This is a genomic window from Klebsiella michiganensis, from assembly GCA_000963575.1.
In the GTDB taxonomy this organism is placed as follows: Bacteria; Pseudomonadota; Gammaproteobacteria; order Enterobacterales; family Enterobacteriaceae; genus Cedecea; species Cedecea michiganensis_A.
Genome location: CP011077.1, coordinates 133224 through 157993 on the forward strand (window position 1 = coordinate 133224; position 24770 = coordinate 157993).

General features: G+C 55.5%; 20 protein-coding genes. 14 read left to right on the top strand and 6 right to left on the bottom strand.

From position 1 onward, the window contains the following. Nucleotides 1-7 precede the first annotated feature (7 nt). The 5 genes from metH to VW41_00620 all read left to right on the top strand — a co-directional run bounded on the left by metH (nucleotide 8) and on the right by VW41_00620 (nucleotide 7025). Entirely contained in the window at nucleotides 8-3691 is a 3684-nt protein-coding gene (gene metH / locus VW41_00600; protein ID AJZ91808.1) for a B12-dependent methionine synthase, read from the top strand. A 144-nt stretch (nucleotides 3692-3835) separates the two neighbouring features. After that, nucleotides 3836-5467, top strand: a complete 1632-nt coding sequence (locus tag VW41_00605; GenBank protein ID AJZ87647.1) for a membrane protein — start codon at nucleotides 3836-3838, stop codon at nucleotides 5465-5467. 36 nt (nucleotides 5468-5503) lie between these two features. Continuing rightward, nucleotides 5504-5767, top strand: coding sequence for a post-segregation antitoxin CcdA (locus VW41_00610; protein AJZ87648.1), 264 nt, complete (start codon nucleotides 5504-5506; stop codon nucleotides 5765-5767). Beyond that, nucleotides 5767-6081 carry a taxon MazF gene (locus VW41_00615; GenBank protein AJZ87649.1) on the top strand — a complete coding sequence of 105 codons (315 nt, stop codon included), beginning with the start codon at nucleotides 5767-5769 and terminating at the stop codon, nucleotides 6079-6081. Before VW41_00610 ends, VW41_00615 begins: the two co-directional genes overlap by 1 nt. 65 nt (nucleotides 6082-6146) lie before the next feature. Continuing rightward, nucleotides 6147-7025 carry a 23S rRNA pseudouridylate synthase gene (locus VW41_00620; protein ID AJZ87650.1) on the top strand — a complete coding sequence of 293 codons (879 nt, stop codon included), beginning with the start codon at nucleotides 6147-6149 and terminating at the stop codon, nucleotides 7023-7025. 1 nt (nucleotide 7026) lies between these two features. On the opposite strand, the gene VW41_00625 is transcribed toward VW41_00620, so the two are convergent. From VW41_00625 to VW41_00635, 3 genes are all read right to left on the bottom strand, one after another. Then, entirely contained in the window at nucleotides 7027-7299 is a 273-nt protein-coding gene (locus VW41_00625) for a hypothetical protein (protein ID AJZ87651.1), read from the bottom strand. A gap of 91 nt (nucleotides 7300-7390) precedes the next feature. After that, the gene (locus tag VW41_00630; GenBank protein ID AJZ87652.1) at nucleotides 7391-8323 is read right to left on the bottom strand and encodes a bile acid:sodium symporter; all 933 of its coding nucleotides are present in this window, start codon (nucleotides 8321-8323) and stop codon (nucleotides 7391-7393) included. A gap of 169 nt (nucleotides 8324-8492) precedes the next feature. After that, entirely contained in the window at nucleotides 8493-10070 is a 1578-nt protein-coding gene (locus VW41_00635) for a transcriptional regulator (protein ID AJZ87653.1), read from the bottom strand. A gap of 430 nt (nucleotides 10071-10500) precedes the next feature. Between VW41_00635 and VW41_00640 the strand changes: the two genes are divergently transcribed. From VW41_00640 to VW41_00650, 3 genes are read left to right on the top strand one after another with little or no spacing between them, the layout of a single operon-like run. Continuing rightward, nucleotides 10501-11628 (top strand): SPFH domain / Band 7 family protein, encoded by a 1128-nt coding sequence (locus tag VW41_00640; GenBank protein ID AJZ87654.1) that lies wholly within the window; start codon nucleotides 10501-10503, stop codon nucleotides 11626-11628. A gap of 4 nt (nucleotides 11629-11632) precedes the next feature. Continuing rightward, entirely contained in the window at nucleotides 11633-12859 is a 1227-nt protein-coding gene (locus tag VW41_00645) for an RNA ligase (protein ID AJZ87655.1), read from the top strand. 3 nt (nucleotides 12860-12862) lie between these two features. Further along, nucleotides 12863-13651, top strand: coding sequence for a nucleotidyltransferase (locus VW41_00650; GenBank protein AJZ87656.1), 789 nt, complete (start codon nucleotides 12863-12865; stop codon nucleotides 13649-13651). 53 nt (nucleotides 13652-13704) lie between these two features. On the opposite strand, the gene VW41_00655 is transcribed toward VW41_00650, so the two are convergent. Further along, nucleotides 13705-15054 carry an aspartate kinase gene (locus VW41_00655; protein AJZ87657.1) on the bottom strand — a complete coding sequence of 450 codons (1350 nt, stop codon included), beginning with the start codon at nucleotides 15052-15054 and terminating at the stop codon, nucleotides 13705-13707. A 688-nt stretch (nucleotides 15055-15742) separates the two neighbouring features. Between VW41_00655 and pgi the strand changes: the two genes are divergently transcribed. From pgi to VW41_00685, 6 genes are all read left to right on the top strand, one after another. Continuing rightward, nucleotides 15743-17392, top strand: a complete 1650-nt coding sequence (gene pgi, locus VW41_00660; protein AJZ87658.1) for a glucose-6-phosphate isomerase — start codon at nucleotides 15743-15745, stop codon at nucleotides 17390-17392. A 367-nt stretch (nucleotides 17393-17759) separates the two neighbouring features. Next, nucleotides 17760-18011: a hypothetical protein gene (locus VW41_00665; protein AJZ87659.1), complete on the top strand. Its 252-nt coding sequence runs from the start codon at nucleotides 17760-17762 to the stop codon at nucleotides 18009-18011. A 62-nt stretch (nucleotides 18012-18073) separates the two neighbouring features. Beyond that, on the top strand, nucleotides 18074-18712 hold the full coding sequence (locus VW41_00670; GenBank protein AJZ87660.1) for a hypothetical protein: 639 nt from the start codon (nucleotides 18074-18076) through the stop codon (nucleotides 18710-18712). After that, a complete protein-coding gene (locus tag VW41_00675) occupies nucleotides 18709-19446 on the top strand; it encodes a hypothetical protein (protein AJZ87661.1) in 738 nt (245 codons plus the stop codon). Before VW41_00670 ends, VW41_00675 begins: the two co-directional genes overlap by 4 nt. After that, entirely contained in the window at nucleotides 19446-21542 is a 2097-nt protein-coding gene (locus VW41_00680; protein ID AJZ87662.1) for a membrane protein, read from the top strand. Before VW41_00675 ends, VW41_00680 begins: the two co-directional genes overlap by 1 nt. An 81-nt stretch (nucleotides 21543-21623) precedes the next feature. After that, nucleotides 21624-22031, top strand: a complete 408-nt coding sequence (locus VW41_00685; protein AJZ87663.1) for a phosphate-starvation-inducible protein PsiE — start codon at nucleotides 21624-21626, stop codon at nucleotides 22029-22031. 102 nt (nucleotides 22032-22133) lie between these two features. Here VW41_00685 and malG read toward each other — a convergent pair whose 3' ends face one another. After that, nucleotides 22134-23024, bottom strand: coding sequence for a maltose transporter permease (gene malG, locus VW41_00690; protein AJZ87664.1), 891 nt, complete (start codon nucleotides 23022-23024; stop codon nucleotides 22134-22136). A gap of 10 nt (nucleotides 23025-23034) precedes the next feature. Continuing rightward, entirely contained in the window at nucleotides 23035-24579 is a 1545-nt protein-coding gene (gene malF / locus VW41_00695) for a maltose transporter membrane protein (protein AJZ87665.1), read from the bottom strand. Between the last annotated feature and the right edge of the window lie 191 nt (nucleotides 24580-24770).

A 24770-nucleotide genomic window follows, 5' to 3' on the forward strand; every position in this document is an offset into this window, starting at 1 on the left:
AGTGAGCGTGAGCAACAACGTAGAGAAGCTGAAGCAACAACTGGGTGAGCGCATTCTGGTGCTGGACGGCGGTATGGGGACCATGATCCAAAGCTACCGCCTTGATGAGAGCGATTTCCGCGGCGAGCGTTTTGCCGACTGGCCGTGTGATCTCAAGGGCAACAATGACCTGCTGGTGCTCAGCAAACCAGAAATTATCGCCGCGATTCACTATGCCTACTTTGAAGCGGGCGCCGACATCGTCGAAACCAACACCTTTAACTCCACCACCATTGCGATGGCGGATTACCAAATGGAGTCGCTGTCGGCGGAAATTAACTACGAAGCCGCTAAGCTGGCGCGTGCCTGTGCCGACGAATGGACGGCGCGCACGCCGGAAAAACCGCGCTATGTCGCCGGTGTCCTTGGCCCGACCAACCGCACGGCATCGATTTCCCCGGACGTGAACGACCCGGCCTTCCGCAATATCACCTTTGATCAACTGGTCGCCGCTTACCGTGAATCTACCAGAGCGCTGGTGGAAGGCGGTGCCGACCTGATAATGATCGAGACCGTGTTCGATACCCTGAACGCCAAAGCGGCTATCTTCGCCGTAAAGGCGGAATTTGACGCGCTCGGGGTTGACCTGCCGATCATGATTTCCGGTACTATTACCGATGCGTCAGGCCGTACGCTGTCCGGCCAGACGACGGAAGCTTTTTATAACTCCCTGCGCCACGCCGACGCGCTCTCGTTCGGGCTGAACTGTGCGCTGGGGCCGGACGAACTGCGGCAGTACGTGGCGGAACTGTCGCGCATTGCCGAGTGTTACGTGACCGCTCACCCCAATGCCGGGCTGCCGAACGCTTTCGGCGAGTACGATCTCGATGCGGAAGTGATGGCGCAGCAAATAGGGGAATGGGCGCAGGCCGGGTTTCTGAACATTGTCGGCGGCTGCTGCGGGACGACGCCTGCGCATATCGCCGCAATGAGCGCGGCGGTAGCAGGCGTTGCGCCGCGCAAACTCCCTGAGCTGCCGGTTGCCTGCCGCCTGGCCGGGCTTGAGCCGCTGAATATCGGCGCGGACAGCCTGTTCGTTAACGTCGGCGAACGAACCAACGTTACCGGCTCGGCTAAATTCAAGCGTCTGATCAAAGAAGAAAAATACAGTGAAGCGCTGGACGTGGCCCTGCAGCAGGTTGCCAGCGGCGCGCAGATCATCGACATCAACATGGATGAGGGGATGCTGGATGCCGAAGCGGCGATGGTGCGTTTCCTGAACCTGATTGCCGGTGAGCCGGATATTGCGCGGGTGCCTATCATGATCGACTCCTCGAAATGGGAAGTGATCGAGCAGGGGCTGAAGTGCATTCAGGGCAAAGGCATCGTTAACTCGATTTCCATGAAAGAAGGCATTGAGCCGTTTATCCATCATGCGAAGCTGGTACGCCGCTACGGCGCGGCGATGGTGGTGATGGCGTTCGACGAAGTGGGCCAGGCGGATACCCGCGAGCGTAAAATCGAGATTTGCCGCCGGGCCTACAAAATTCTTACCGAAGAGGTGGGCTTCCCGCCGGAAGACATCATCTTTGACCCGAACATCTTCGCGGTAGCGACCGGCATCGAAGAGCACAACAACTACGCTCAGGATTTTATCGGCGCCTGCGAAGACATTAAGCGCGAGCTGCCCCATGCGATGATCTCCGGGGGCGTGTCTAACGTCTCCTTCTCATTCCGCGGCAATGAGCCGGTGCGCGAAGCCATTCATGCGGTATTCCTCTATTACGCGATTCGCAACGGCATGGACATGGGGATAGTCAACGCCGGACAACTGGCGATTTACGACGATCTCCCCGCCGAGCTGCGGGATGCCGTCGAAGACGTCATTCTTAACCGCCGCGACGACAGCACCGAACGGCTGCTGGAGCTGGCCGAAAAATATCGCGGCAGCAAAAGCGATGACGGCGCCAATGCCCAACTGGCGGAGTGGCGCAGCTGGGACGTGGCGAAGCGCCTGGAATATTCCCTGGTGAAAGGCATCACCGAGTTTATCGAAGCGGATACCGAAGAGGCCCGCCAGCAGTCGACTCGCCCAATAGAAGTGATTGAAGGCCCGCTGATGGCCGGAATGAACGTGGTGGGGGATTTGTTCGGCGAAGGGAAAATGTTCCTGCCACAGGTGGTGAAATCGGCCCGCGTGATGAAGCAGGCGGTGGCTTACCTGGAACCGTACATCGAAGCCAGCAAAGAGCAGGGCAGCAGCAACGGTAAAATCGTGCTGGCAACCGTCAAAGGCGACGTGCATGACATCGGCAAGAACATCGTCGGCGTGGTGCTGCAATGCAACAACTACGAGATTATTGACCTTGGGGTGATGGTGCCCGGGGAGAAAATTTTGAAAACCGCCCGTGAAGTCGGGGCCGATATCATTGGCCTGTCCGGGCTGATAACCCCGTCGCTGGACGAAATGGTCAACGTGGCCAAAGAGATGGAGCGCCAGGGCTTTACGCTGCCGCTGCTGATTGGCGGCGCGACCACGTCAAAGGCCCATACTGCGGTGAAAATCGAGCAGAACTATAGTGGGCCAACCGTCTACGTGCAGAACGCCTCGCGCACCGTCGGCGTGGTTTCTGCTCTACTTTCAGCAACCCAGCGCGATGAATTTGTCGCCCGCACCCGCAAAGAGTACGAAGTGGTGCGAACGCAGCACGCGCGTAAAAAACCACGCACGCCGCCGGTTACGCTGGAGGTCGCGCGGGATAACGATCAGCCTTTCGACTGGGAAAGCTACACGCCTCCGGTTCCGCATCGGCTGGGCGTGCAGGAAGTGACCGCCAGCATTGAAACGCTGCGCAACTACATCGACTGGACGCCGTTCTTCATGACCTGGTCGCTGGCCGGGAAGTACCCACGCATTCTGGAAGATGAGGTTGTTGGCGAGGAGGCGAAGCGCCTGTTTAAAGACGCTAACGACATGCTGGATATGCTCCACCGGACGAAAACAATGACGCCGCGAGGCGTGGTCGGCCTGTTCCCGGCAAATCGCGTGGGGGACGACGTGGAAATTTATGCCGATGAAACACGGGCCCAGGTTAAAGGCTTCAGCCGCCATCTGCGCCAGCAAACGGAAAAGAACGGCTTCCCGAACTACTGCATTGCCGATTTTGTTGCGCCTAAACACAGCGGTAAAGCCGACTACATCGGTGCTTTTGCGGTCACCGGCGGTATTGAAGAAGACGCGCTGGCGGGGGCCTACGATGCGCAGCACGATGATTACAACAAAATCATGGTGAAAGCGGTTGCCGACCGCCTGGCCGAAGCCTTTGCTGAGTATCTGCACGAGCGCGTGCGTAAAGTCTACTGGGGCTACGCGGCCACGGAAAACCTCAGCAACGAGGAACTGATTCGCGAGAATTACCAGGGCATTCGCCCGGCTCCAGGCTACCCGGCCTGCCCGGAGCACACGGAAAAAGCCGCGATCTGGGCGCTGCTGGACGTCGAAAACGTGATTGGCATGAAGCTCACCGAGTCTTACGCCATGTGGCCCGGCGCGTCGGTTTCCGGCTGGTATTTCAGCCACCCGGACAGCAAGTACTTCGCCGTCGCACAGATTCAGCGCGATCAGGTCGAAGACTACGCCCGACGCAAAGGAATGCCGGTCAGCGAGGTTGAACGCTGGCTTGCGCCGAACCTCGGGTACGACGCCGACTGACTCACAAACCTGTTATCTTTCCTTACAACTTACAAGGCGCTCTGGGGGCGCCTTGTCTCTTTATTGAAGTTAACCCCTTATACTGAAGGATGGTGGCTATTTTTGCCTCAGGAACCCTAAAAACCATAAGGAGAACAAGAATCCGTGCTGACCTTGTTACACCTGCTGTCCGCCGTTTCGCTGCTGGTCTGGGGGACGCACATTGTGCGTACCGGGATCATGCGCGTTTATGGTGCCAACCTGCGCAGCGTGCTTAGCCACAGCGTAGAAAAGAAACCGCTCGCCTTCTGCGCCGGGATCGGTGTTACCGCGCTGGTGCAGAGCAGTAATGCCACCACCATGCTGGTGACCTCGTTCGTTGCCCAGGATCTGGTGGCGCTCGCTCCTGCGCTGGTGATTGTGCTGGGGGCTGATGTGGGTACCGCGCTAATGGCGCGTGTCCTGACCTTCGATCTCTCATGGCTTTCGCCGCTGCTGATTTTCATCGGCGTTATCTTCTTCCTCAGCCGCAAGCAGACCCGTGCCGGGCAGCTTGGCCGCGTGGGCATTGGCCTGGGCCTGATTCTGCTGGCGCTTGAGCTGATTGTGGGGGCCGTCACGCCGATTACTCAGGCGAACGGCGTCCAGGTGATCTTCGCTTCCCTGACCGGCGATATCATGCTCGACGCGCTGATTGGGGCGATGTTCGCCATCATCAGCTACTCCAGCCTCGCGGCGGTTCTGCTGACGGCCACGCTGACCTCCACCGGCGTAATTTCGTTTGATGTGGCGCTGTGCCTGGTTATCGGGGCCAACCTCGGCTCCGGGCTGCTGGCGATGATCAATAACAGCGCTGCCAATGCTGCGGCCCGCCGCGTGGCGCTGGGTAGCCTGCTGTTCAAGCTGGTGGGCAGTCTGCTGGTGCTGCCGTTCGTGCATGTCCTGGCCCGGCTGATGCACCACCTGCCGCTGCCGGAATCTGAGCTGGTTATCTACTTCCACGTGTTCTACAACCTGATTCGTTGCCTGGTGATGGTGCCCTTTGCCGAACCGATGGCGCGCTTCTGCCGTCGGGTGATCGGCGAAGCGCCGGAAGTCGATGCCCGGATGAAGCCGAAGCACCTCGACCCGACGGCGCTGGATACTCCCGCGCTGGGGTTGTCCAACGCCGCGCGTGAAACCCTGAGAATGGGCGACGTGCTGGAGCAAATGCTGGAAACCTGGAGCAAGGTGATGCACGGCGAGCCGCGTCAGGAAAAAGAGCTGCGCAAGCTGGCCGACGACGTGGATGTGCTGTATACCGCCATCAAACTCTACCTCGCGCAGATGCCGAAGGAAGATCTGGCTGAAATGGAATCGCGTCGCTGGGCAGAAATCATCGAAATGTCGCTTAACCTGGAGCAGGCGGCAGACATCATCGAACGTATGGGCAGCGAAGTGGCGGATAAATCTCTTGCCGCGCGCCGGGCTTTCTCGCCGGACGGCCTGACCGAGCTGGATAACCTGCTCCAGCAGCTGATCAGCAACCTGCAGCTGAGCCTGTCGGTGTTCTTCTCGAGCGACCTGGGCAGTGCCCGCCGGCTGCGCCGGAACAAACACCGCTTCCGCATCATGAACCGCCGCTACTCCCATGCCCACGTCGATCGCCTGCACCAGCAGAACGTGCAGAGCATCGAGACCAGCTCGCTGCACCTCGGGCTGCTGGGGGACATGAAACGCCTGAATTCGCTGTTCTGTTCCGTCGCCTACAGCGTGCTGGACCAGCCGGACGATGACGACGAGCGGGATGAGTATTGATCGTTAACCCGGCATCGCTCTATAATTGAACAATGTATGCGCATTGTTATGGGGGTTAATATGCGTGTTGAAGGTGTAGCCGCCAAAAAATCGGTGAATGTCACGCTCGCGCCGGAGATTCTGGATGAGGCCCGTAAGCTGAAGTTAAACATCTCGGCGGTACTGACCGAGGCATTAATCGAGAAATTTCGCGAAAACGCTCGGGCAGAGTGGCTCAGGGACAATCAGGAAAAGATCGCCGTGCTTAATGAGTTTGTTGAGGAGCACGGCTCGTTCAGTGATTTTCAGAGGACCTTCTGATGGAACAGTTTCACGCCTACGAGAATACTGGCGCAGGGAAGAAAACGTATCCTTATCTCATCAATATGCAGCATCCCATTGCTGATGCCTTAAAGCATGCCCTGGTCATTCCCGTTATTGAGCGCGAATTACTGGGGGCCATGCCTCCAGAAAAAATCTGCCCCATCGTGACTATTGAGGGGCGGCCTTGCGTGGCGATGACTCACATGATGGCAGGTATTCCGCTTAAAGAACTCGGTGCTTCGGTCGCTGATTTGACGCATTACAGAGATGAGCTGTGTGGCGCCGTTGATTTTATGATTCAGGGTTACTAACAAGCCCATTTTACGGTTCGCAACGCCCTGCGGGTAAGGTATAGTCCTGGGTTTTCGGAGGAGCCATGCTGACTAATTCATCTATTCGTCTTAACAAATACATCAGCGAGAGCGGGATCTGCTCACGCCGTGACGCCGATCGCTACATCGAACAGGGCAACGTTTTTATTAACGGCAAGCGCGCCAAAATTGGCGATCAGGTTTTTGCCGGCGACAGCGTGAAGGTGAATGGTCAGCTCATTGAACCCCGCAACGAAGAAGACCTGGTGCTGATTGCGCTGAATAAGCCGGTGGGGATTGTAAGCACCACGGAAGACGGCGAGAAAGACAACATCGTTGACTATGTGAACCACAGCAAGCGCGTGTTCCCGATTGGTCGGCTGGACAAAGATTCTCAGGGGCTGATTTTCCTCACCAACCACGGCGACCTGGTGAACAAAATCCTGCGTGCCGGGAACGATCATGAGAAAGAGTACGTGGTCACGGTGAACAAGCCGGTTACCGACGAGTTTATCCGTGGTATGGGGGCAGGCGTGCCGATTCTGGGCACCGTCACCAAGAAATGCAAAGTCAAAAAAGAAGCCCCGTTTGCGTTTCGTATCACCCTGGTTCAGGGGCTAAACCGGCAGATCCGCCGCATGTGTGAACACTTTGGCTACGAAGTGACGAAGCTGGAGCGCACGCGCATCATGAACGTCAATCTCACCGGGATCCCGCTGGGGGAATGGCGTGACCTGACCGACGATGAACTTATTGAGCTGTTTAAGCTGATTGAGGATTCATCCTCAGAGGCTAAACCGGCCAAAAAAGCGAAGCCAAAAGCGGCCAGCCCGGCGGTGAAAAAACCGTTGGTAAGCGGTCCGAAAAGCTCAGCAAAAACGCCCGCTGAGCTTGCCTCGCGTAAACGCTTTGCTTCTCCGGGCAGGAAGAAGAAAGGCCGTTAAGCTAGCGTTTGCCTCGCGTGTGGTTATTGGCTGACCATGAATAGGTGGTCGTGGTATCCGGCTTTAATGCATTCTGTTTCTTCAGCTGGCGAGCTTTCTTAGCCGCCAGCGCACGTTCCGCCATCAGCTTGTCGATGTACTCTTTTTTTACCTGATTAGTCTCTGAGTTGGTCAACGTACGACCGTGGGCAATGCGGGCGCGATCCAGCAGCGTTTTTAGCTCACGCTGTTCGCTTTCCGTCATGTCTTGCTGTGTCAGTCTGGCTGTAGCCATCGTTGCAATCTCCCGGGAAAGGACGTTCAGTGTAAAACAAACCCACCGCGCCGACGAGACAAAAAAGCCTGCATCAGCAGGCTTTTAGCGATTATTTTTTGTCGTCTGGCTTCGGCGTTATCGCTTTTCCAGACCAATAACCGGCCAGCAGAGAGCCCGAAAGATTGTGCCAGACGGAGAACAACGCGCCAGGCAACGCTGCGAGCGGGGAGAAGTAGATTTTGCCCAGCGTGGCCGCAAGACCGGAGTTCTGCATCCCCACCTCGATGGCCAGCGTCCGGCAGGTGGATTCATCAAAGCCAAACAGCCGCCCGCCCCAGTAGCCGCCGAGCAGGCCAATGGTGTTATGCAGAATGACCGCGACAATCACTACCAGACCAACGGAGGCGATGTGTGATGCCGAACCTGCCACAACCGCGCTAATGATGGCGAGAATGCAGAGCATGGAAAACGCGGGCAGCCACGGTTCCACCCGCTTCACCAGGCGTGGGAAAAGGTGATGCACAATCAGGCCAAGGCCAATCGGGATGATGACGATTTGCAGAATGCTGACCAGCATGCCCATCACATCGACTTTAATGTCGGCATCTACATAGAGACGGGTGAGCAGCGGCGTGGCGAAAACGCCGACCAGCGTGGAAACCGATGAGATTGTCACGGAGAGCGCAACGTCGCCTTTCGCAAGATAAATCATGACGTTGGACGCCGTGCCGCTGGCTACGCTGCCGACCAGCACCATCCCGGCTGAAAGATCGGGCGGCATATGGAATAGCATCGCCAGCAGCCACGCCGCCAGCGGCATCACCAGGTAATGCAGAAAAATCCCTGCGGCCACCGGTGCCGGGCGCGACAGCACGCGTTTAAAGTCTTCAAGTCGCAGATGCACGCCCATACCAAACATAATGAGCATCAGCAGCGTGCTGACCCACGGGCCAATCGGCGTAAAGGTTGAGGGGGTATAATACGCAGCGACGGAGAGCAGCAGTGCCCAGAGCGGGAACAGCCGGGTTAGAGTGGCGAACATGTTATTTTCCTTGCGAATGCCTCGTCGCCAGACTGGCCACTATGCGGTGGTAGGCCATGAACGAATCGGCGTTTGTGTTGTGTTGGCTTATTATTGCGGGCCAGGATCGAGCCTGGCCCTGGGTATTGTTTATCGCGGCAAGGAAGATTATTCAAACAAATTATGCGCTTTAGCCGTCGTGGACGCTCTCCCAGCTAAGGTTAAAACGCGCCAGATATTTACGCAGGCGGTCAGCATCATTAGGGTTTGCCTTTTTCAACCGCGAGACGGCAAAGAGTTCGCGTCCGGCCTCGGAAAGCGACTGGGTGCGGCGGCAAACCTCCAGCACGGTTTCAAGTTGGCGCCTATCGAACAAGTCTATATCTGGATTGAGCGTTGTTTCGGGAGAGGCGATTTGCCAGCTCTCTTTAAGCTGCGAGATCTCTTCTTGCACAGTGTCCAGCGCGATCCGCCCTTGCTCGGACAGGGTCGCCATACGTGATACGGACGAGCTGAGCTCGCGGAAGTTACCGCGCCATTGTGCCTGTGCAGAACAGGCAAAATTCAGATAATGGTCCCTGGCCTCTTTATCAAAACGTATCTGCGTTTGTGCTTCGGTAGAGAAGCGTTGCAGTTCGTACTCTACGTTGGGCGCAATGTCTTCCCGCCGCTGCGCCAGACCCGGCAGGGCAAAACTCCACATATTAATCCTGGCATAGAGATCTTCGCGAAAGCGGCCCGCCGCAACCCACTGGCGCATATCCCGGTGGGTGCCTGCAATTAGCTGGAAATCGCTCTGTACCTCTTTATCGGAGCCAAACGGAAAAAACGTTTTTTCTTCGATAGCTTTAAGCAGCATGGCTTGTTCGTCCAGCCCCAGCTCGGCGATTTCGTCCAAAAACAGTACGCCCCCGTCGGCCTCACGTAATAGCCCTGTACGTGCCGTCAACGCGCCGGTGAACGCCCCTTTGACGTGCCCGAATAGCGTGGACATCGCGTTATCACCCCGCAGCGTGGCGCAGTTTACCGCCACAAACTTGCCGCCAACCTGGTGGCGAGCTTGCTTGAGCTGGTAAATGCGTTTTGCCAGGAAAGATTTGCCCGCCCCGGTAGGGCCGGTAAGTAACATGGGGGCCGCGGATCGGAGCGCAACCCGCTCAATGCGATCGATAAGCTGGTTAAAGGTGGCATTTCGCGTGTCGATGCCCGCTTTCAGGAAAGAAATGGACCGTTGCTGCTCGCGCTGAAAGCGACTGGTTAAGGTGGTATAGCGACTTAAATCGAGGTCGATAACCGAGTAAGTTCCTGCGGGAGAGCCTTCTTCTGGGGTGCCTTTCTGGGCCGGGCTGGTTTGCAGCAAGCTGGCGGGGAGGTAGCGCGCCTCCGTTAAAAGAAACCAGCAAATTTGTGCGACATGCGTTCCGGTGGTGATATGCACCAAATACTCTTCATTTTCGGTATCGAAATCGTACCGGGTAGCAAAATCAAGAAAGGCGGCGTACACCTCTTCAAAGTCCCACGGATCTTTGATTGTGACCTGATGCCTGCGTACCTCCGTATCGGGCGAAACACGCGCGATATCGTCTGATAACTGCTCCGTCATGCCGGAATCTCTCGGCTGATAAAGCAGCTCGAGCCGGTCAACGGGGAAGTCCGGCTGCTGGCAAAGGCCAACCGTTGGTCGCCATTTATGGAAACGATTTGCCCGCTTGCCGCGTTTATCCAGCACCGTGCCCAGCACGCCAATCACCACACGCCGTTTTTTCATTTTTATCCTAAAAGATAAATATCGATATTAAAGGATAAAAAATAGCGCTATATCCGACAAGGCTTGAACCAGGGTTTATTTTTAAAATATTTATTAATCATCATATTATGGGATTTATTTATCTTTTTTATTTTCTGGCACGCTTCTGGCAATAACGTAAATGTGTTTAGCACAAAGGGGGTTAAACCCCACCGGCACGCCAGGAACGGTACAGACTGTTTTTCGGGCGTGTTCCGTAGGTGAGAACGCACAGACAAGGGTTCGATTCCCAATTCATAACTGGTTGTTAACGAAGAAAGTCACACAGGAGCCTTGAGCTGTCAGCAAGCTCCGAAGAGGGTCGCCGGTAATGGCGCCGGGCCGCAGGCAAAAAGGAATTCCCCTGCAGTCTCGCTCCCTTACCCGCGCCTGATTTTTAAGGAACAGGAAAATGATGAAGAAAATAACAATACGCAAAGGTCAACTGGGGCTGCTGGCGAAGCAGGGCGATTACTATCAGGTTCTGGAAGCGGGTGAACACCGGCTGCCTTGGTTTAGCCAGCCGGAAGTGCTGGTGGTGAATCTGGATGGCAGCGAAGTTCCTGAAATGCTCGCGCTGTATTTACGTCGTTTCCAGCCCGACTGGGTTGAACGCTACTGCCTGACCGTGGATCTGGCGGATGGCGAAATCGGCGCTTTGTCGGTAAACGGCATTTTGCAGGAAATTTTACCCCCTTTAACGCAGCGTTTGTTCTGGCAGGCCGGGGAGACGTTGACGCTGGCACGCATCGATACCCAAACCGTACAGGTGCCCGCCGAAATAATGAATGCAGTTCTGCAGCCACGTCGAAGCGGCGCGGTGAAAGGGCGAGATGCCATCCTGGTCGTTTCTGTGCCAGCCTGGCACGTTGGCGTCATAAAAATTGATGGTGAAACTCAGGCGCTGTTACCGCCGGGCATGACCGCATGGTGGAAAATAAATCATTTGGTTGAAGCCGAAGTGGTGGATACCCGCCTGCAGGCTCTGGAGGTCGGTGGGCAGGAGATCCTGACCAAAGATAAGGTAAACCTGCGTTTAAACATGGCCGCAAACTGGCGCTACAACGATGTGTTACAGGCTTTTGGCCAATTAACTAAACCAGTAGAGCATTTGTATCGTGAGCTGCAATTTGCGCTGCGAGAAGCGGTAGGGACGCGAACGCTGGACGAGTTGCTGGAGGATAAGCAAGTTATTGATGAGGTCGTCAGCGCACAGGTAAAAAACCGCACAGCCCCGTTCGGTATCGAAATAGCCTCGCTGGGCGTAAAAGACATTGTGTTGCCGGGCGACATGAAAACCATTCTGTCCCGGCTTGTAGAGGCTGAGAAATCGGCGCAGGCCAATGTAATTCGTCGGCGTGAAGAGACGGCGGCCACGCGTTCGCTGCTGAATACCGCAAAGGTGATGGAAAACAACCCGGTAGCGTTGCGCTTAAAGGAACTGGAAACGCTCGAAAGAGTCGCGGAACGTATTGATAAAATTTCCGTATTTGGCGGCCTGGATCAGGTTCTACACGGACTGGTTAATCTCAAAGGATAAGAAAATGCAGAATAACGAATTTCAACTGTTGGCGGCGGAAAACAGCGCGCCGATAAAAATGTGGACCCACGGCGTACCGGTTGAGCCGGAGGCGCGCGAGCAATTGCTGAACACGGCGAAGATGCCGTTTATTTTTAAACATCTGGCGGTGATGCCGGATGTGCATCTCGGAAAAGGATCAACTATCGGCAGCGTTATTCCCACCAAAGGCGCCATTATACCGGCGGCGGTTGGGGTCGATATTGGTTGTGGAATGATTGCCGTGCGCACCTCGCTGGCGGCGGGCGATCTGCCGGATAACCTCAGCGGATTGCGCAGTGCGATTGAACAGGCGGTGCCTCATGGCCGAACCAACACGCGCTCTCGCCGTGATAAAGGCGCGTGGAGCACACCGCCTGAAGAGGTTGACGGGCATTGGTCGCAGCTGGCACCACGATTTAAGCGCCTGACGGACAAATACCCGAAGCTGCTGAAAACCAACAATTATCAACATATGGGGACGTTGGGCACCGGTAACCACTTTATTGAAGTTTGTCTGGATGAGCAGCAGAGAGTATGGGTGATGCTGCACAGCGGATCGCGCGGTGTGGGAAATGCCATCGGGAATCTTTTTATCGCCCTGGCGCAGAAGGATATGCAGCAGCACATGGCCAATCTGCCGGACAAAAACCTGGCTTACTTTCAGGCAGGCAGCCAGCACTACGATGATTACATCGAAGCGGTGGAGTGGGCGCAGGACTTTGCCCGCCATAATCGGGAGGTCATGATGTCTCGCGTGCTGGCCGCGCTGTCGCGTATTGTTAGCAAACCGTTTATGACGCAGCAGGAAGCGGTGAATTGCCATCATAACTACGTGCAACAGGAAACGCATTTTGGTGAGGAAGTGCTGGTCACCCGTAAGGGGGCTGTTTCGGCACAGAAAGGCCAGATGGGCATCATTCCAGGTTCTATGGGGGCCAAAAGCTTTATCGTGCGTGGACTGGGAAACGAACAAAGTTTTTGCTCTTGTAGCCACGGCGCCGGGCGCTCCATGAGCCGAACGGCGGCTAAAAATCGCTTTACCGTTGAGGATCAGATACGCGCCACCGCCCATGTTGAGTGCCGTAAAGACAGTGAAGTGATTGATGAAATTCCGATGGCTTATAAAGACATTGATGCCGTCATGGCGGCGCAGTCTTCGCTGGTGGAAATTGTGCATACGCTCCGGCAGGTCGTCTGTGTAAAAGGATAAAAAATGACTTACAACGGAGTAGATGCCGCAATGCGCGAGCGGGTACGGCATCAATTAGCAGAAGTAGAACGGCGCTTTGGCGTACGGGTGCTTTATGCCTGCGAGTCCGGCAGCCGGGCCTGGGGTTTTGCTTCCCCGGACAGCGATTATGACGTGCGGTTTTTATACGTTCATCTCCCGGAATGGTATCTGCGGGTTGATGCCGGCAGGGATGTGATTGAATTGCCTATTGATGATGAGCTGGATGTCTGCGGCTGGGAATGGCGTAAAGCGCTCGGTCTGTTGAAGGGCGCGAACCCGACGCTTATCGAGTGGCTGGATTCGCCGGTTGTTTATCAGCAGGATGAGGCTGTAATCGCCGAGCTGAAAGCGCAGGTTCCCCGCTGGTTTTCGCCGCTGCGGGCTCGCTGGCACTATTACTCCATGGCGCGTAAAAACTTTCGCGGCTACCTGCAGGGCGATGAAGTGCGTCTGAAAAAGTACTTCTACGTGCTGCGCCCGCTGCTGGCTGTGCGTTGGGTAGAAGAAGGAAAGGGCGTCCCGCCGATGCGTTTTGCTGAATTGCTGGCGGGAAGTAACCTGGATGCGTCTCTGCGTAAGGAAGTGGACGAGCTGCTGGAGATCAAACGGGGCGTCGGGGAAGCGAAATACGGCCCGCGCCGGCCGCTGTTGCATGAGTTTATCGTCTCTGAGCTGGCGCGAGGCGAAATCCCGCCCGCGCTGCCGGACAGCCGCGAGGGCGATAGCCGCGAACTCGACCGGCTGTTGATGAAAACCGTATTGAACACATAAAAAAGGCCCGGTATACGCGATGTTGCCGGGCCTTTTTCTTCTCGGTTATTTAGTTATTCAAACAGGTTGCGGTGCAGCTTCTGCACGACCTGCTCGGCATCATCACCGGGCACCAGGAAGCACAGGTTGTAGCTGGATGCGCCGTAGCAAATCATGCGGATGTTGAACGGATCGAGCACGCCGAACACTTCTTTGCCTACGCCGCAGGCCTGGGACAGCTTATTACCGATGATAGCAACCAGCGCCAGGTTCTCTTCGACTTCTACGCGGCACAGCGATGAAAGCTCGGTCAGCAGCGCGGTGGTCAGCAGGCTGTCGCCGGTGGAGGTAGAGCCGGTGGTGTCCATGGTCAATGCCACGCTCACTTCGGAGGTGGTTATCAGATCCACGGAAATATTGTGGCGAGCCAGAATGCTAAACACTTCCGCCAGGAAACCGCGGGAATGGAGCATATGCAGGCTGTGTAGCGTCAGCAGCGTTTGCTTGCGACGCACCGCAAGGGCGCGGAAAAGCGGCGGATTTTCCGTTTTTTTGCACACCAAAGTCCCGCCAGCGGCCGGATCTTTACTGGAGCCAACAAATACCGGAATGTCGCAGCGTACGGCGGGCAGCAGCGTGGCCGGGTGCAGCACTTTCGCCCCAAAGGTGGCCATTTCAGCGGCTTCTTCAAAGGCGATGCGGTCAATGCGTTTTGCCGCAGGTACCATGCGCGGGTCGGTGGTATAGATGCCTGGCACGTCGGTCCAGATATCCACGCGCGCGGCATTCAATGCTTCGCCGAGCAGCGCCGCGGTATAGTCGCTGCCGCCGCGGCCAAGGGTGGTCGTTCTGCCTTTCTCTTCGCTCCCGATAAAGCCTTGGGTGATCACCAGGGATTCCGCGAGGCGTGGCAGCATCTGCAGGCTTGCCAGTTCAGCTAGCGCGGCGATATCCGGCTCGGCACGGCCAAAGCGATCGTTGGTGCGCATGACTTTACGAATATCGAACCACTGTGCTTCAACCTGGCGCTCGCGCAGGATTTCCACAAACAGCAGGGTGGACATCAGTTCACCGTGGCTAACCAGTTCATCGGTCAGCGCGGTGGAGGTCGCAAGAGAGGCCGCTTCCGCAAGGGTCGTGATGTTTTCAAGCAGGCGGTCGATCTCTTCGCGAATAACGTCTGGATTCGCCAGGCGTTCGACGATGTTGTACTGGATTTTGCGGATGGCATCGAGCTTAACGAAGCGTTCGGTCGCTTCGAGGCCTTCAGCCAGAGCAACCAGCAGGTTAGTCACGCCAGCGGAGGCGGAAAGCACAACCACGCGGACGTGGCTATCGGCCAGCACCACATCGGCGCTGCGGTTCATCGCGTCGAAATCGGCGACGCTGGTCCCGCCAAATTTGGCGACTACGGTTTGAGACATAACTACCTCGTGTCAGGGGCCATTCAACTGGCAAAAAAGTATTCAGCCTTGGCACAAGGGAAGAGCGGTAAACGGGTGGGCGCAGAGCAGGAGAACTACGATATCACCCAGAAGTGCTCCACCTTGTCTATCCAGCCTTTTGAGCCGGATATGAAACGCTCGACTGCGAACGTTTCTGGTGACAACCCAGAGGATTCAGCCCCTGCAGCCGACAATAAGCGTGACCAGCCGCTTTATCATCTCGGCGTTGCTCCCCCTCACGTATCGTCCTTGTTACTGGTTCCTCGGATACGATTTTCTGGGCAACGCGCCTCTTCTGGCCTGCGCACGCGCAGGTAGCGCCTAATAAATAAAGCTTCAGCGAAGGCATGTCAACTGCGGGGTTATGCGGATTTTTCATGTTAAATCCGGAATCAGGAATTTAACTAATATACTCGTCATACTTCAAGCCGCAGGTGCGTTGCCTGCACCCGCTCACCTCAGTCACATAGTTAGCTATGCTCCTGAGGATTCCCGGTCTTGCCGCCTTCCTGCAACTCGAATTATTTAGAGTATAAGAGGGTATTTTTGCCGCTTTTTAGGGGGTTACGGGAAACCCTCCCTTAATGGCATAAAATCAATCACAATTTTTGCCTGCAGGCGCTACAATCGACCGAAGTCACAATTCTCAAATCAGAAGAGTATTGCTATGAAAAACATCAACCCGAAGCAGACCTCTGCCTGGCAGGCACTCCAGAAACACTACGATGAGATGAAAGACGTTACCCTTTCCGATCTGTTCGCGAAAGATAACGACCGCTTCAGCAAGTTCTCCGCGACCTTCGATGATCTGATGCTGGTGGATTTCTCCAAAAACCGCATCACCACCGAAACCCTCGAAAAACTGCAGGCCCTGGCGAAAGAGACCGATCTGCAGAGCGCGATCAAATCCATGTTCGCCGGCGAGAAAATTAACCGCACCGAAGACCGCGCCGTGCTGCACGTTGCGCTGCGTAACCGCAGCAATACGCCTATCGTGGTCGATGGCAAAGACGTGATGCCGGAAGTGAACGCGGTGCTTGAGAAGATGAAAGCCTTCTCTGAAAGCATCATCAGCGGGAGCTGGAAAGGCTACACCGGTAAAGCAATCACCGACGTGGTTAACATCGGTATCGGCGGCTCTGACCTCGGCCCATTCATGGTCACCGAAGCGCTGCGCCCCTACAAAAACCATCTCAATATGCACTTTGTGTCTAACGTTGATGGTACCCACATTGCCGAAGTGCTGAAGAAAGTTAACCCGGAAACCACGCTGTTCCTGGTAGCTTCTAAAACCTTCACCACTCAGGAAACGATGACCAACGCCCACAGCGCGCGCGACTGGTTCCTGCGCGCCGCTGGCGATGAGAAGCATGTGGCGAAGCACTTCGCTGCGCTGTCCACTAACGGTAAAGCCGTCGGTGAATTTGGTATCGACACCGCGAACATGTTCGAATTCTGGGACTGGGTTGGTGGCCGCTACTCTCTGTGGTCCGCCATTGGCCTGTCCATCATCCTGTCCGTGGGCTTCGACAACTTTGTTGAGCTGCTGTCCGGCGCGCACGCGATGGACAAACACTTCTCCACCACGCCTGCCGAGCAAAACCTGCCGGTTCTGCTGGCGCTGATCGGCATCTGGTACAACAATTTCTTCGGCGCTGAAACTGAAGCGATTCTGCCTTACGACCAGTACATGCACCGCTTTGCGGCTTACTTCCAGCAGGGCAACATGGAGTCCAACGGTAAGTACGTTGACCGCAACGGCAACGCCGTGGACTACCAGACTGGCCCAATTATCTGGGGCGAGCCGGGCACCAACGGCCAGCACGCGTTCTACCAGTTGATTCACCAGGGGACCAAAATGGTGCCGTGCGACTTTATTGCGCCGGCCATCAGCCATAACCCACTGTCCGATCACCATCCAAAACTGCTGTCTAACTTCTTCGCACAGACCGAAGCGCTCGCGTTCGGTAAATCCCGTGAGGTGGTTGAGCAGGAATACCGTGACCAGGGCAAAGATCCGGCCACGCTGGACCATGTGGTGCCATTCAAGGTGTTCGAAGGCAACCGCCCGACCAACTCCATCCTGCTGCGTGAAATTACGCCGTTCAGCCTGGGCGCGCTGATTGCTCTCTACGAGCACAAAATCTTCACCCAGGGCGCGATCCTGAACATCTTCACCTTCGACCAGTGGGGCGTGGAGCTCGGTAAACAGTTGGCTAACCGCATCCTGCCGGAGCTGGGCGACGATAAACAAATCGCCAGCCACGACAGCTCAACCAATGGCCTGATTAACCGCTATAAAGCATGGCGTGATTAATTAAACCGCATGATGAAAATATGCCAGCCTTGTGCTGGCATATTTTTTATAAGAGTTATCCCCTTGCCGTCATAATTCTCAATATTGTCACCCTGAGGTTAATCCGAAAAACGGTTTCACCACCTCTGTCTCAGGTCTTTAATTTAAGATTAAATTGAATTTGTTTTTTTCTGTTATTTTTATAATTAATTGTTTTTAGTGAATTTATTTTTTACTTAATACAATTTGCATCTTAATTTTTACTCTTATTCTTAAAATCCCTTCCTTATTTATCACAGGCTAATTCATCACATTGTGTTGTGTATACTCGATCGCGCCTGAAACCTTTTCAGGTAAATCTCCATTCATTCAATGAAGGGAAATTGTAATGAGAAAGACCCTTTATGGCGCTTTAGCCATATTTACGCTGGCAGCCGCCGGCGCGGCGAATGCTGACCCTGTAGCAGTGGGCGACGCGGCCGGCGCGCAGGCAACGTCTGTGTCTGCAGGCAGTTCTGCTGCAACCAGCGCCAGCACTGTTGGTTCTGCGGTCGGTGTGGCATTAGCCGCAACCGGTGGCGGCGACGGTTCTAACACCGGGACCACCACAACCACTACAACCAGCACCACCACCCGTTAACGTTTGGGTGTTTTTAACCATAACCACACTTCGGTGTGGTTATTTTAAACCGGGGAACCACCGTGCAGCGACTCGCAATACTCTTTGTCTGTCTGTTACTCCAGGCGTGCTCAGCCACCACCAGAGGGCTGGGTACCTCGCTTTGGAACAGCATTGCTGGAGGCGGGGGCGTACAGCTTACCGACGATGAAATTGCTGAGATGCGCTACGCGAGCCAATACATGAGTATCAACAACGGCCCTCAGCTGTTCGTGGTGCTCGCTTATAACGAAGACGGCCAGCAGAAGTGGGTGACGCAGGACAGGTCGGTTATCGTCACGCAAAACGGCCGTATTGTGAAAACGTCCGGGCTTGGCGACAACCTCACAGAGGTCACTAACCTCACCCGCGATCCGCTGGTGAACGTGAAGCAGATTCGGGATGGCGCGAGCTGGACCCGGCAGATGGCCTGGACTGAGCACCAGCAGGTTCGCTACGCCACCGCAACGTCCACCTTTGAATTTGACGGCACCGACACGGTGAAACTCGGCAGCAGCGTAACCAAAGTGCGCGTACTTGAAGAAGAAGTGACTGCGCTCGGGAAGCGCTGGACGAACCGCTATTGGGTGGACGATGAAGGGCAAATCCGCAAATCAAAACAGTACCTTGGCCCTGGGTACTGGCCTATCACCACGCTTCTTGTGAAGGCGGCAAAACAATGAAAAAAATCCCCTTTACGTTGCTCAGTCTGCTTTTCACCTGCGCGTTCACTCACGCAGAAAGTACCGTGACGATTTATACCCAACCGCAAACGCAGCCGAGGGTGATTAAAGACGCCGCGCGGCTGGTAGATTTGGTGACTAACCCTACCTTAAGCCGCACCTGGTGGCCTGCGGCGGTGATTAGCTCCCGGCAGGCAAGTGCGGCAGAAGAACAAAAACACCAACAGTTGCTGGCCCGTCTTGCTGAGGTGGCCGCAGACGAAGGTGGGGATGACGGCGCTGCCATTAACGGGCTGCGCCAGCAGCTCAGCGCTATGCATGTGACCGGGCGGCAGTTTGTCAATCTGGACCCCGATTGGGTTCGCCTTCGTCCACAAGCGAACGTGCCGCTTGAGGGAGAGTACAGCCTGTGGGCCGGGCCGCAGCCCACAACGATTACGCTGGTGGGGTTAGTCAGCTCCCCCGGCGTGAAACCTTTTACCCCCGGGCGCAGCGTGGATGACTATCTGGATGACATCAGCCTGTTGAGCGGTGCCGAAAGAAGTTATGCCTGGGTTATTTACCCGGACGGCAAAATCGAAAAAGCGCCGGTTGCGTACTGGAATAAGCGCCATATTGAGCCCTCACCAGGCAGCCTCATCTTTGTGGGTTTCTCCGACCGCCTTTTCAGCTCCACGTTTGATGAGCTGAACCAGCAAATTCTTAATACCCTGACCCATCGGATACCGGATTAATGAAAAAACGTTACCTGTATAGCCTGATTGCGCTGGCGGTGACTTCCGCCTGCCGCGCCGAAACGTATCCGGCACCCGTTGGCCCTTCTCAGGCAGATTTTGGCGGCGTGGGTCTGTTACAAACGCCGACGGCGCGTATGGCGCCTGAAGGCGAATTTAACCTTAACTATCGTGATAACGACCAGTACCGCTTCTACTCCTCTTCCATGCAGCTTTTCCCCTGGATGGAGGCCACGCTTCGCTATACCGACGTGCGGACTCGTCACTACAGTAGCGTGAAGGCATTCTCGGGAGACCAGACCTATAAAGACAAAGCGTTTGACGTCAAATTCCGCCTTTGGGAAGAAGGTTACTGGCTGCCTCAGGTCTCCGCCGGTATTCGTGACCTGGGCGGTACCGGCCTGTTTGACGGCGAATATGTCGTGGCAAGCAAAGCGTGGGGGCCGTTCGACTTCAGCCTCGGTATGGGCTGGGGATATTTAGGCACCAGCGGCAACATCAAAAACCCCCTCTGTGAATACAGCGACAAGTACTGCCATCGTGATAACAGCTACCAAATGGCGGGCTCCTTTAACTTTAGCGGCATGTTCCACGGCCCGACATCGCTGTTTGGCGGCGTGGAGTACCAAACGCCGTGGCAGCCGCTCAGGCTGAAAGTGGAGTATGAGGGAAACAACTACAGCCATGAATTTGCTGGAAAAATAGACCAGCGCAGCAGCGTTAACGTGGGCGCTATCTACCGGGTTACCGACTGGGCAGACGTGAACATGAGCTATGAGCGCGGTAACACCTTTATGTTCGGCGTCACGCTTCGCACCAATTTTAACGATCTTAAGTCGGGCTACAGCGACGCCCGCCGGCCTGAATATCAGCCGCACCCGCAGGACGAAATTCTGCAGCACAACGTGGTGGCCAACCAACTGACCGACCTGAAATACAACGCCGGGCTGATCAACCCTAACATCCAGGTCAAAGGTGACACGCTCTACGTGACGGGTGAGCAGGTGAAATACCGCAATTCCCGCGAAGGTATCGAACGCGCCAACCGCATCGTTATGAATGATCTGCCGGATAATATCCGTACTATCCGCATTACTGAAAGCCGGCTCAATATGCCGCAGGTCACCACTGAAACGGACGTTGCCAGTCTGCGTCGACACCTCGAGGGGGAGCCGCTGGGGCAGGAAACTCAGCTGGTACAAAAACGCGTTGAGCCTATCGTGCCAGAAAGCACCGAGCAGGGGTATTACATCGAGAAGTCGCGCTTCAACTACTCAATAGATCCTATTCTCAATCAGTCCATCGGCGGCCCGGAAAGCTTCTACATGTACCAGCTTGGGGTGATGGGAAACGTGGACTACTGGCTGACGGATCACCTGTTAACCAGCGGCAGCCTGTTTGCTAACGTCGCCAATAACTACGACAAATTTAACTACACTAATCCGCCAACGGATTCTACGCTGCCGCGCGTGCGTACCCACGTTCGTGAATATGTAGAAAACGATGTCTACATCAACAACCTGCAGGCTAACTACTTCCAGTACTTCGGGCACGGGGTCTACGGCCAGGTTTATGCGGGCTACCTGGAAACCATGTACGGCGGTGCGGGGGCCGAGCTGCTTTACCGCCCGGTGGACAGCAACTGGGCGATTGGCATCAACGGTAACTATGTTAAGCAGCGCGACTGGCGTAGCGCGCAGGATATGATGAAATTTACCGACTACAGCGCCAAAACGGGCCATATCACCGGCTACTGGACGCCGCCGTTTGCCCAGGATGTGCTGGTTAAGCTCAGCATCGGCCAGTATCTGGCGCAGGATAAGGGGGGCACGCTGGAGATCTCCAAACACTTTGACAGCGGGATTGTGGTGGGCACCTACGCCACCATCACCAACGTGTCGAAGAAAGAGTACGGCGAAGGGGACTTCACCAAAGGTTTCTACATCAATGTGCCGCTGGATATCTTCTCGGCTTACCCGACCCGGAGCCGGGCTCAGGTGACCTGGACGCCGCTGACGCGTGACGGCGGGCAGATGCTGGGCCGTAAGTTTGACCTGTATGGGGTGACCAGCGATCGCAGCGAGAATTTCCACTAGCGCCGATAAATAAACTAGATCAAGATCACATTTTAGACGTATAACAGCCTCTCAAGACCACAATAATAATGAGAGGCCGTTATGCCTGCGTCACAGCGTTTTGCCTGGATTTCTACCGTCATGCAGACGGTGCTTAATCTGGGACTACTAGCCCTTGGGCTGATTCTGATTATCTTCCTGGGCAAGGAGACCATTCACCTGGCCACCGTGCTGTTTACGCCCGGAGAGGATGCCAGCTCGTATCTGTTCATCGAAGGGCTGGTGGTCTATTTCCTCTATTTCGAATTTATCGCACTGATTGTGAAGTACTTTCAGTCGGGCTATCACTTCCCGCTGCGCTACTTCGTGTACATCGGTATTACCGCGATTGTGCGCCTGATTATCATCGACCATAAATCGCCGATCGACGTGCTGATTTATTCGGCAGCGATTCTGGTGCTGGTCATTACCCTTTGGCTATGTAACAGCCAGCGCCTGAAACGGGAATAAAAAAGGGCGGCCCTGGGGCCGCCTGAATAAAGTGCTAAGGTCAAAGTGAGGGTTGCAGTGGTATGACATCAAGATGAAGCAAATGACTTTCAGGGATAAACGTTAACCTTTCACCCCGCCAGCGGTCAGGCCGCTCACCAGCCAGCGCTGGGCCAGCAGGAACACAACGGTAATCGGTATCGCGGAGAGCACGGCAGCGGCGGCAAAATCACCCCAAAGGTAGTTTTGCGGGTTAAGGTATTGCTGCATACCCACGGCCAGCGTGTAGCTGTCTACGTCGCGGAGCAGCAGCGAGGCCACCGGCACCTCGGTAATCGCGGCAATAAACGACAGAATAAAGACCACCGCCAGAATCGGCACCGACAGCGGCAACAGCACCAGACGGAATGCCTGCCACGGCGTCGCGCCATCCAGCGCGGCGGCCTCTTCCAGCGAACCATCGATAGTTTCGAAATAGCCCTTAATCGTCCAGACATGCAGCGCGATCCCGCCTAAATAAGCAAAAATCACCCCGCCGTGTGTGTTCAGGCCGATAAACGGAATGTACTGACCCAGGCGGTCAAACAGGGCATATAGCGCCACCAGAGACAGCACCGCCGGGAACATCTGGAAAATTAGCATCCCTTTCAGCAGCGTGGCTTTGCCGGGGAAGCGCATTCGGGCAAAAGCGTAGGCACAGGTCGTAGAAAGCGTGACGATACCTATCGCCGTGATCCCGGCAATTTTTATCGAGTTCCACAGCCAGAGCAGAACCGGGAATGGCGGAGGCGTGACGCGACCATCCGCGTGTTCCACGCTAAAGCCCAGCGCCAGCTTCCAGTGCTCCCATGAAACCTGGTCCGGGATCAGACTCCCGGTGGCAAAGTTACCCGGACGCAGCGAGATGGCGATGACCATCAGCAGCGGGAACATGATTGCTGCGATAAACAGCAGCAGCAGAAGGTGCGTGAGGAACAGACGCAGCTTTTGAGATTTGGGTTGCACCATGGCCATCGTCGTCTCCTTAATCGAACTTCATACGGGTGGCTTTCAGGTTCACAATCGCAAGGGCGCCCACCAGCAGGAAGATAAGCGTTGCGATAGCCGCCGCCAGGCCAAAGTCCTGGCCACCGCCGCCTTCAAAGGCGATGCGGTAGGTGTAGCTCACCAACAGGTCGGTATAACCGGCTGGGGTGGTCGTTCCAAGCCTGTCCGGGCCACCATTGGTCAGCAGTTGAATCAGAACGAAGTTATTAAAGTTAAAGGCGAAGCTGGCAATCATCAGCGGCGTGAGCGGCTTAATCAGCAGCGGTAGCGTAATTTTAAAGAAATTCTGGAACGGGCCTGCGCCATCCATGGCCGATGCCTCATAAAGGTCGTCAGGAATGGCTTTCAGCAGGCCCATGCACAGGATCATCATGTACGGATAGCCTAGCCAGGTATTGACGATGATGATCATCGAGCGGGCGGTGGTAGGGTCGCTAAACCAGGCGGGTTTAATGCCGAATAGCGCGCTCAGCATCATATTGATTTCACCAAAGCTTTGGTTGAATAAACCTTTGAAAATCAAAATGGAAATAAACGAAGGCACCGCGTAGGGAAGAATCAACAGCAGGCGATACACCGCCTTGCCTTTTAGCGCTTCCCACTGCACCACGCAGGCCAGCACCATCCCCACCGCGACGGTAAGAATCACCGTCAGTACGGAGAAAATCACCGTCCAGACGAAGATAGCCAGGAATGGTTTTTGGATCCCGTCATCGTGGAAAACGCGCAGGAAATTTTTCCAGCCGATGGTGACGGTATAGCCCGGACTTAGCTGTTCGCCTGCCCAGCTCCCGTCGGCGTTTACCGACTCGTAATAACCGATATGGTCGTTCGGGGCGTATTTTACGCTGGTCTGGTTATTGGTCAGTTCGCCGTTTTCCGCCAGGGTGTAAAGTGGGCGAGTGCCGGAAAACTGGCGCAGCGAGCTCATAACCACCTTGCTTTCATCCGGCAGCACGGCGGTTATCTGGCTCAGCGCCTGGCGGTTTTGGGTGATGACACGTAGGTTGCCGCGCTCGCCTGTCGGCAGCGCTTCTGCTTCTTTCAGCTGGAGTTTTTGTTCACCACCAAAGGTAAACGGGGCCGAGATATACTGTTTACCGCTTTCCCCGTCGGTGAGTGCTAACGTCCATTCATTGCCGTTGGGATAAAGGCCAAAGTTGAACGTTTTGCCTGCCTGGTACTGGCGGTCCATCAGCACCTGTTGCGCGCGTTCAAAGGTTAGCTGGTTGGTGCTGCTGTAGTTAGTAAAAGCGATAGCGATAGTGCAGATCAGCGGAAAGAGGACGAACAGCCCCATGCCGGCCATGCCGGGGTATACGTAGCGCCAGGCATAGGCCTTGCGGTTAGCAAAAATATAGAGGCCAAGCGAGCTTAAAATCAGCGTCATTATGGCGAACAGGTACTCCCCCTGGGCGTACATTAAAACCACCAGATAGCCGACCAGCAGGCCCAATGCCCCGATGACTGACCATTTCAGTCCCTCGTTTTGCCACCAGCGGCTCTTTTTAACTGCATCCATGGGGTTTTCCTCTACAGCGTGTTATTTCCCCTCACCCTAACCCTCTCCCCAGAGGGGAGAGGGGACAGAAAGGGCCAGTTTTCTCACCCCAGCGGAGGGCCGGGCTCAGTCCGAATGCCTTCTCTCCCTTTTGGGTGAGAGCCGGACTCAATCCGAATTCCTTCTCTCCCTTGTGGGTGAGGGCTGGACTC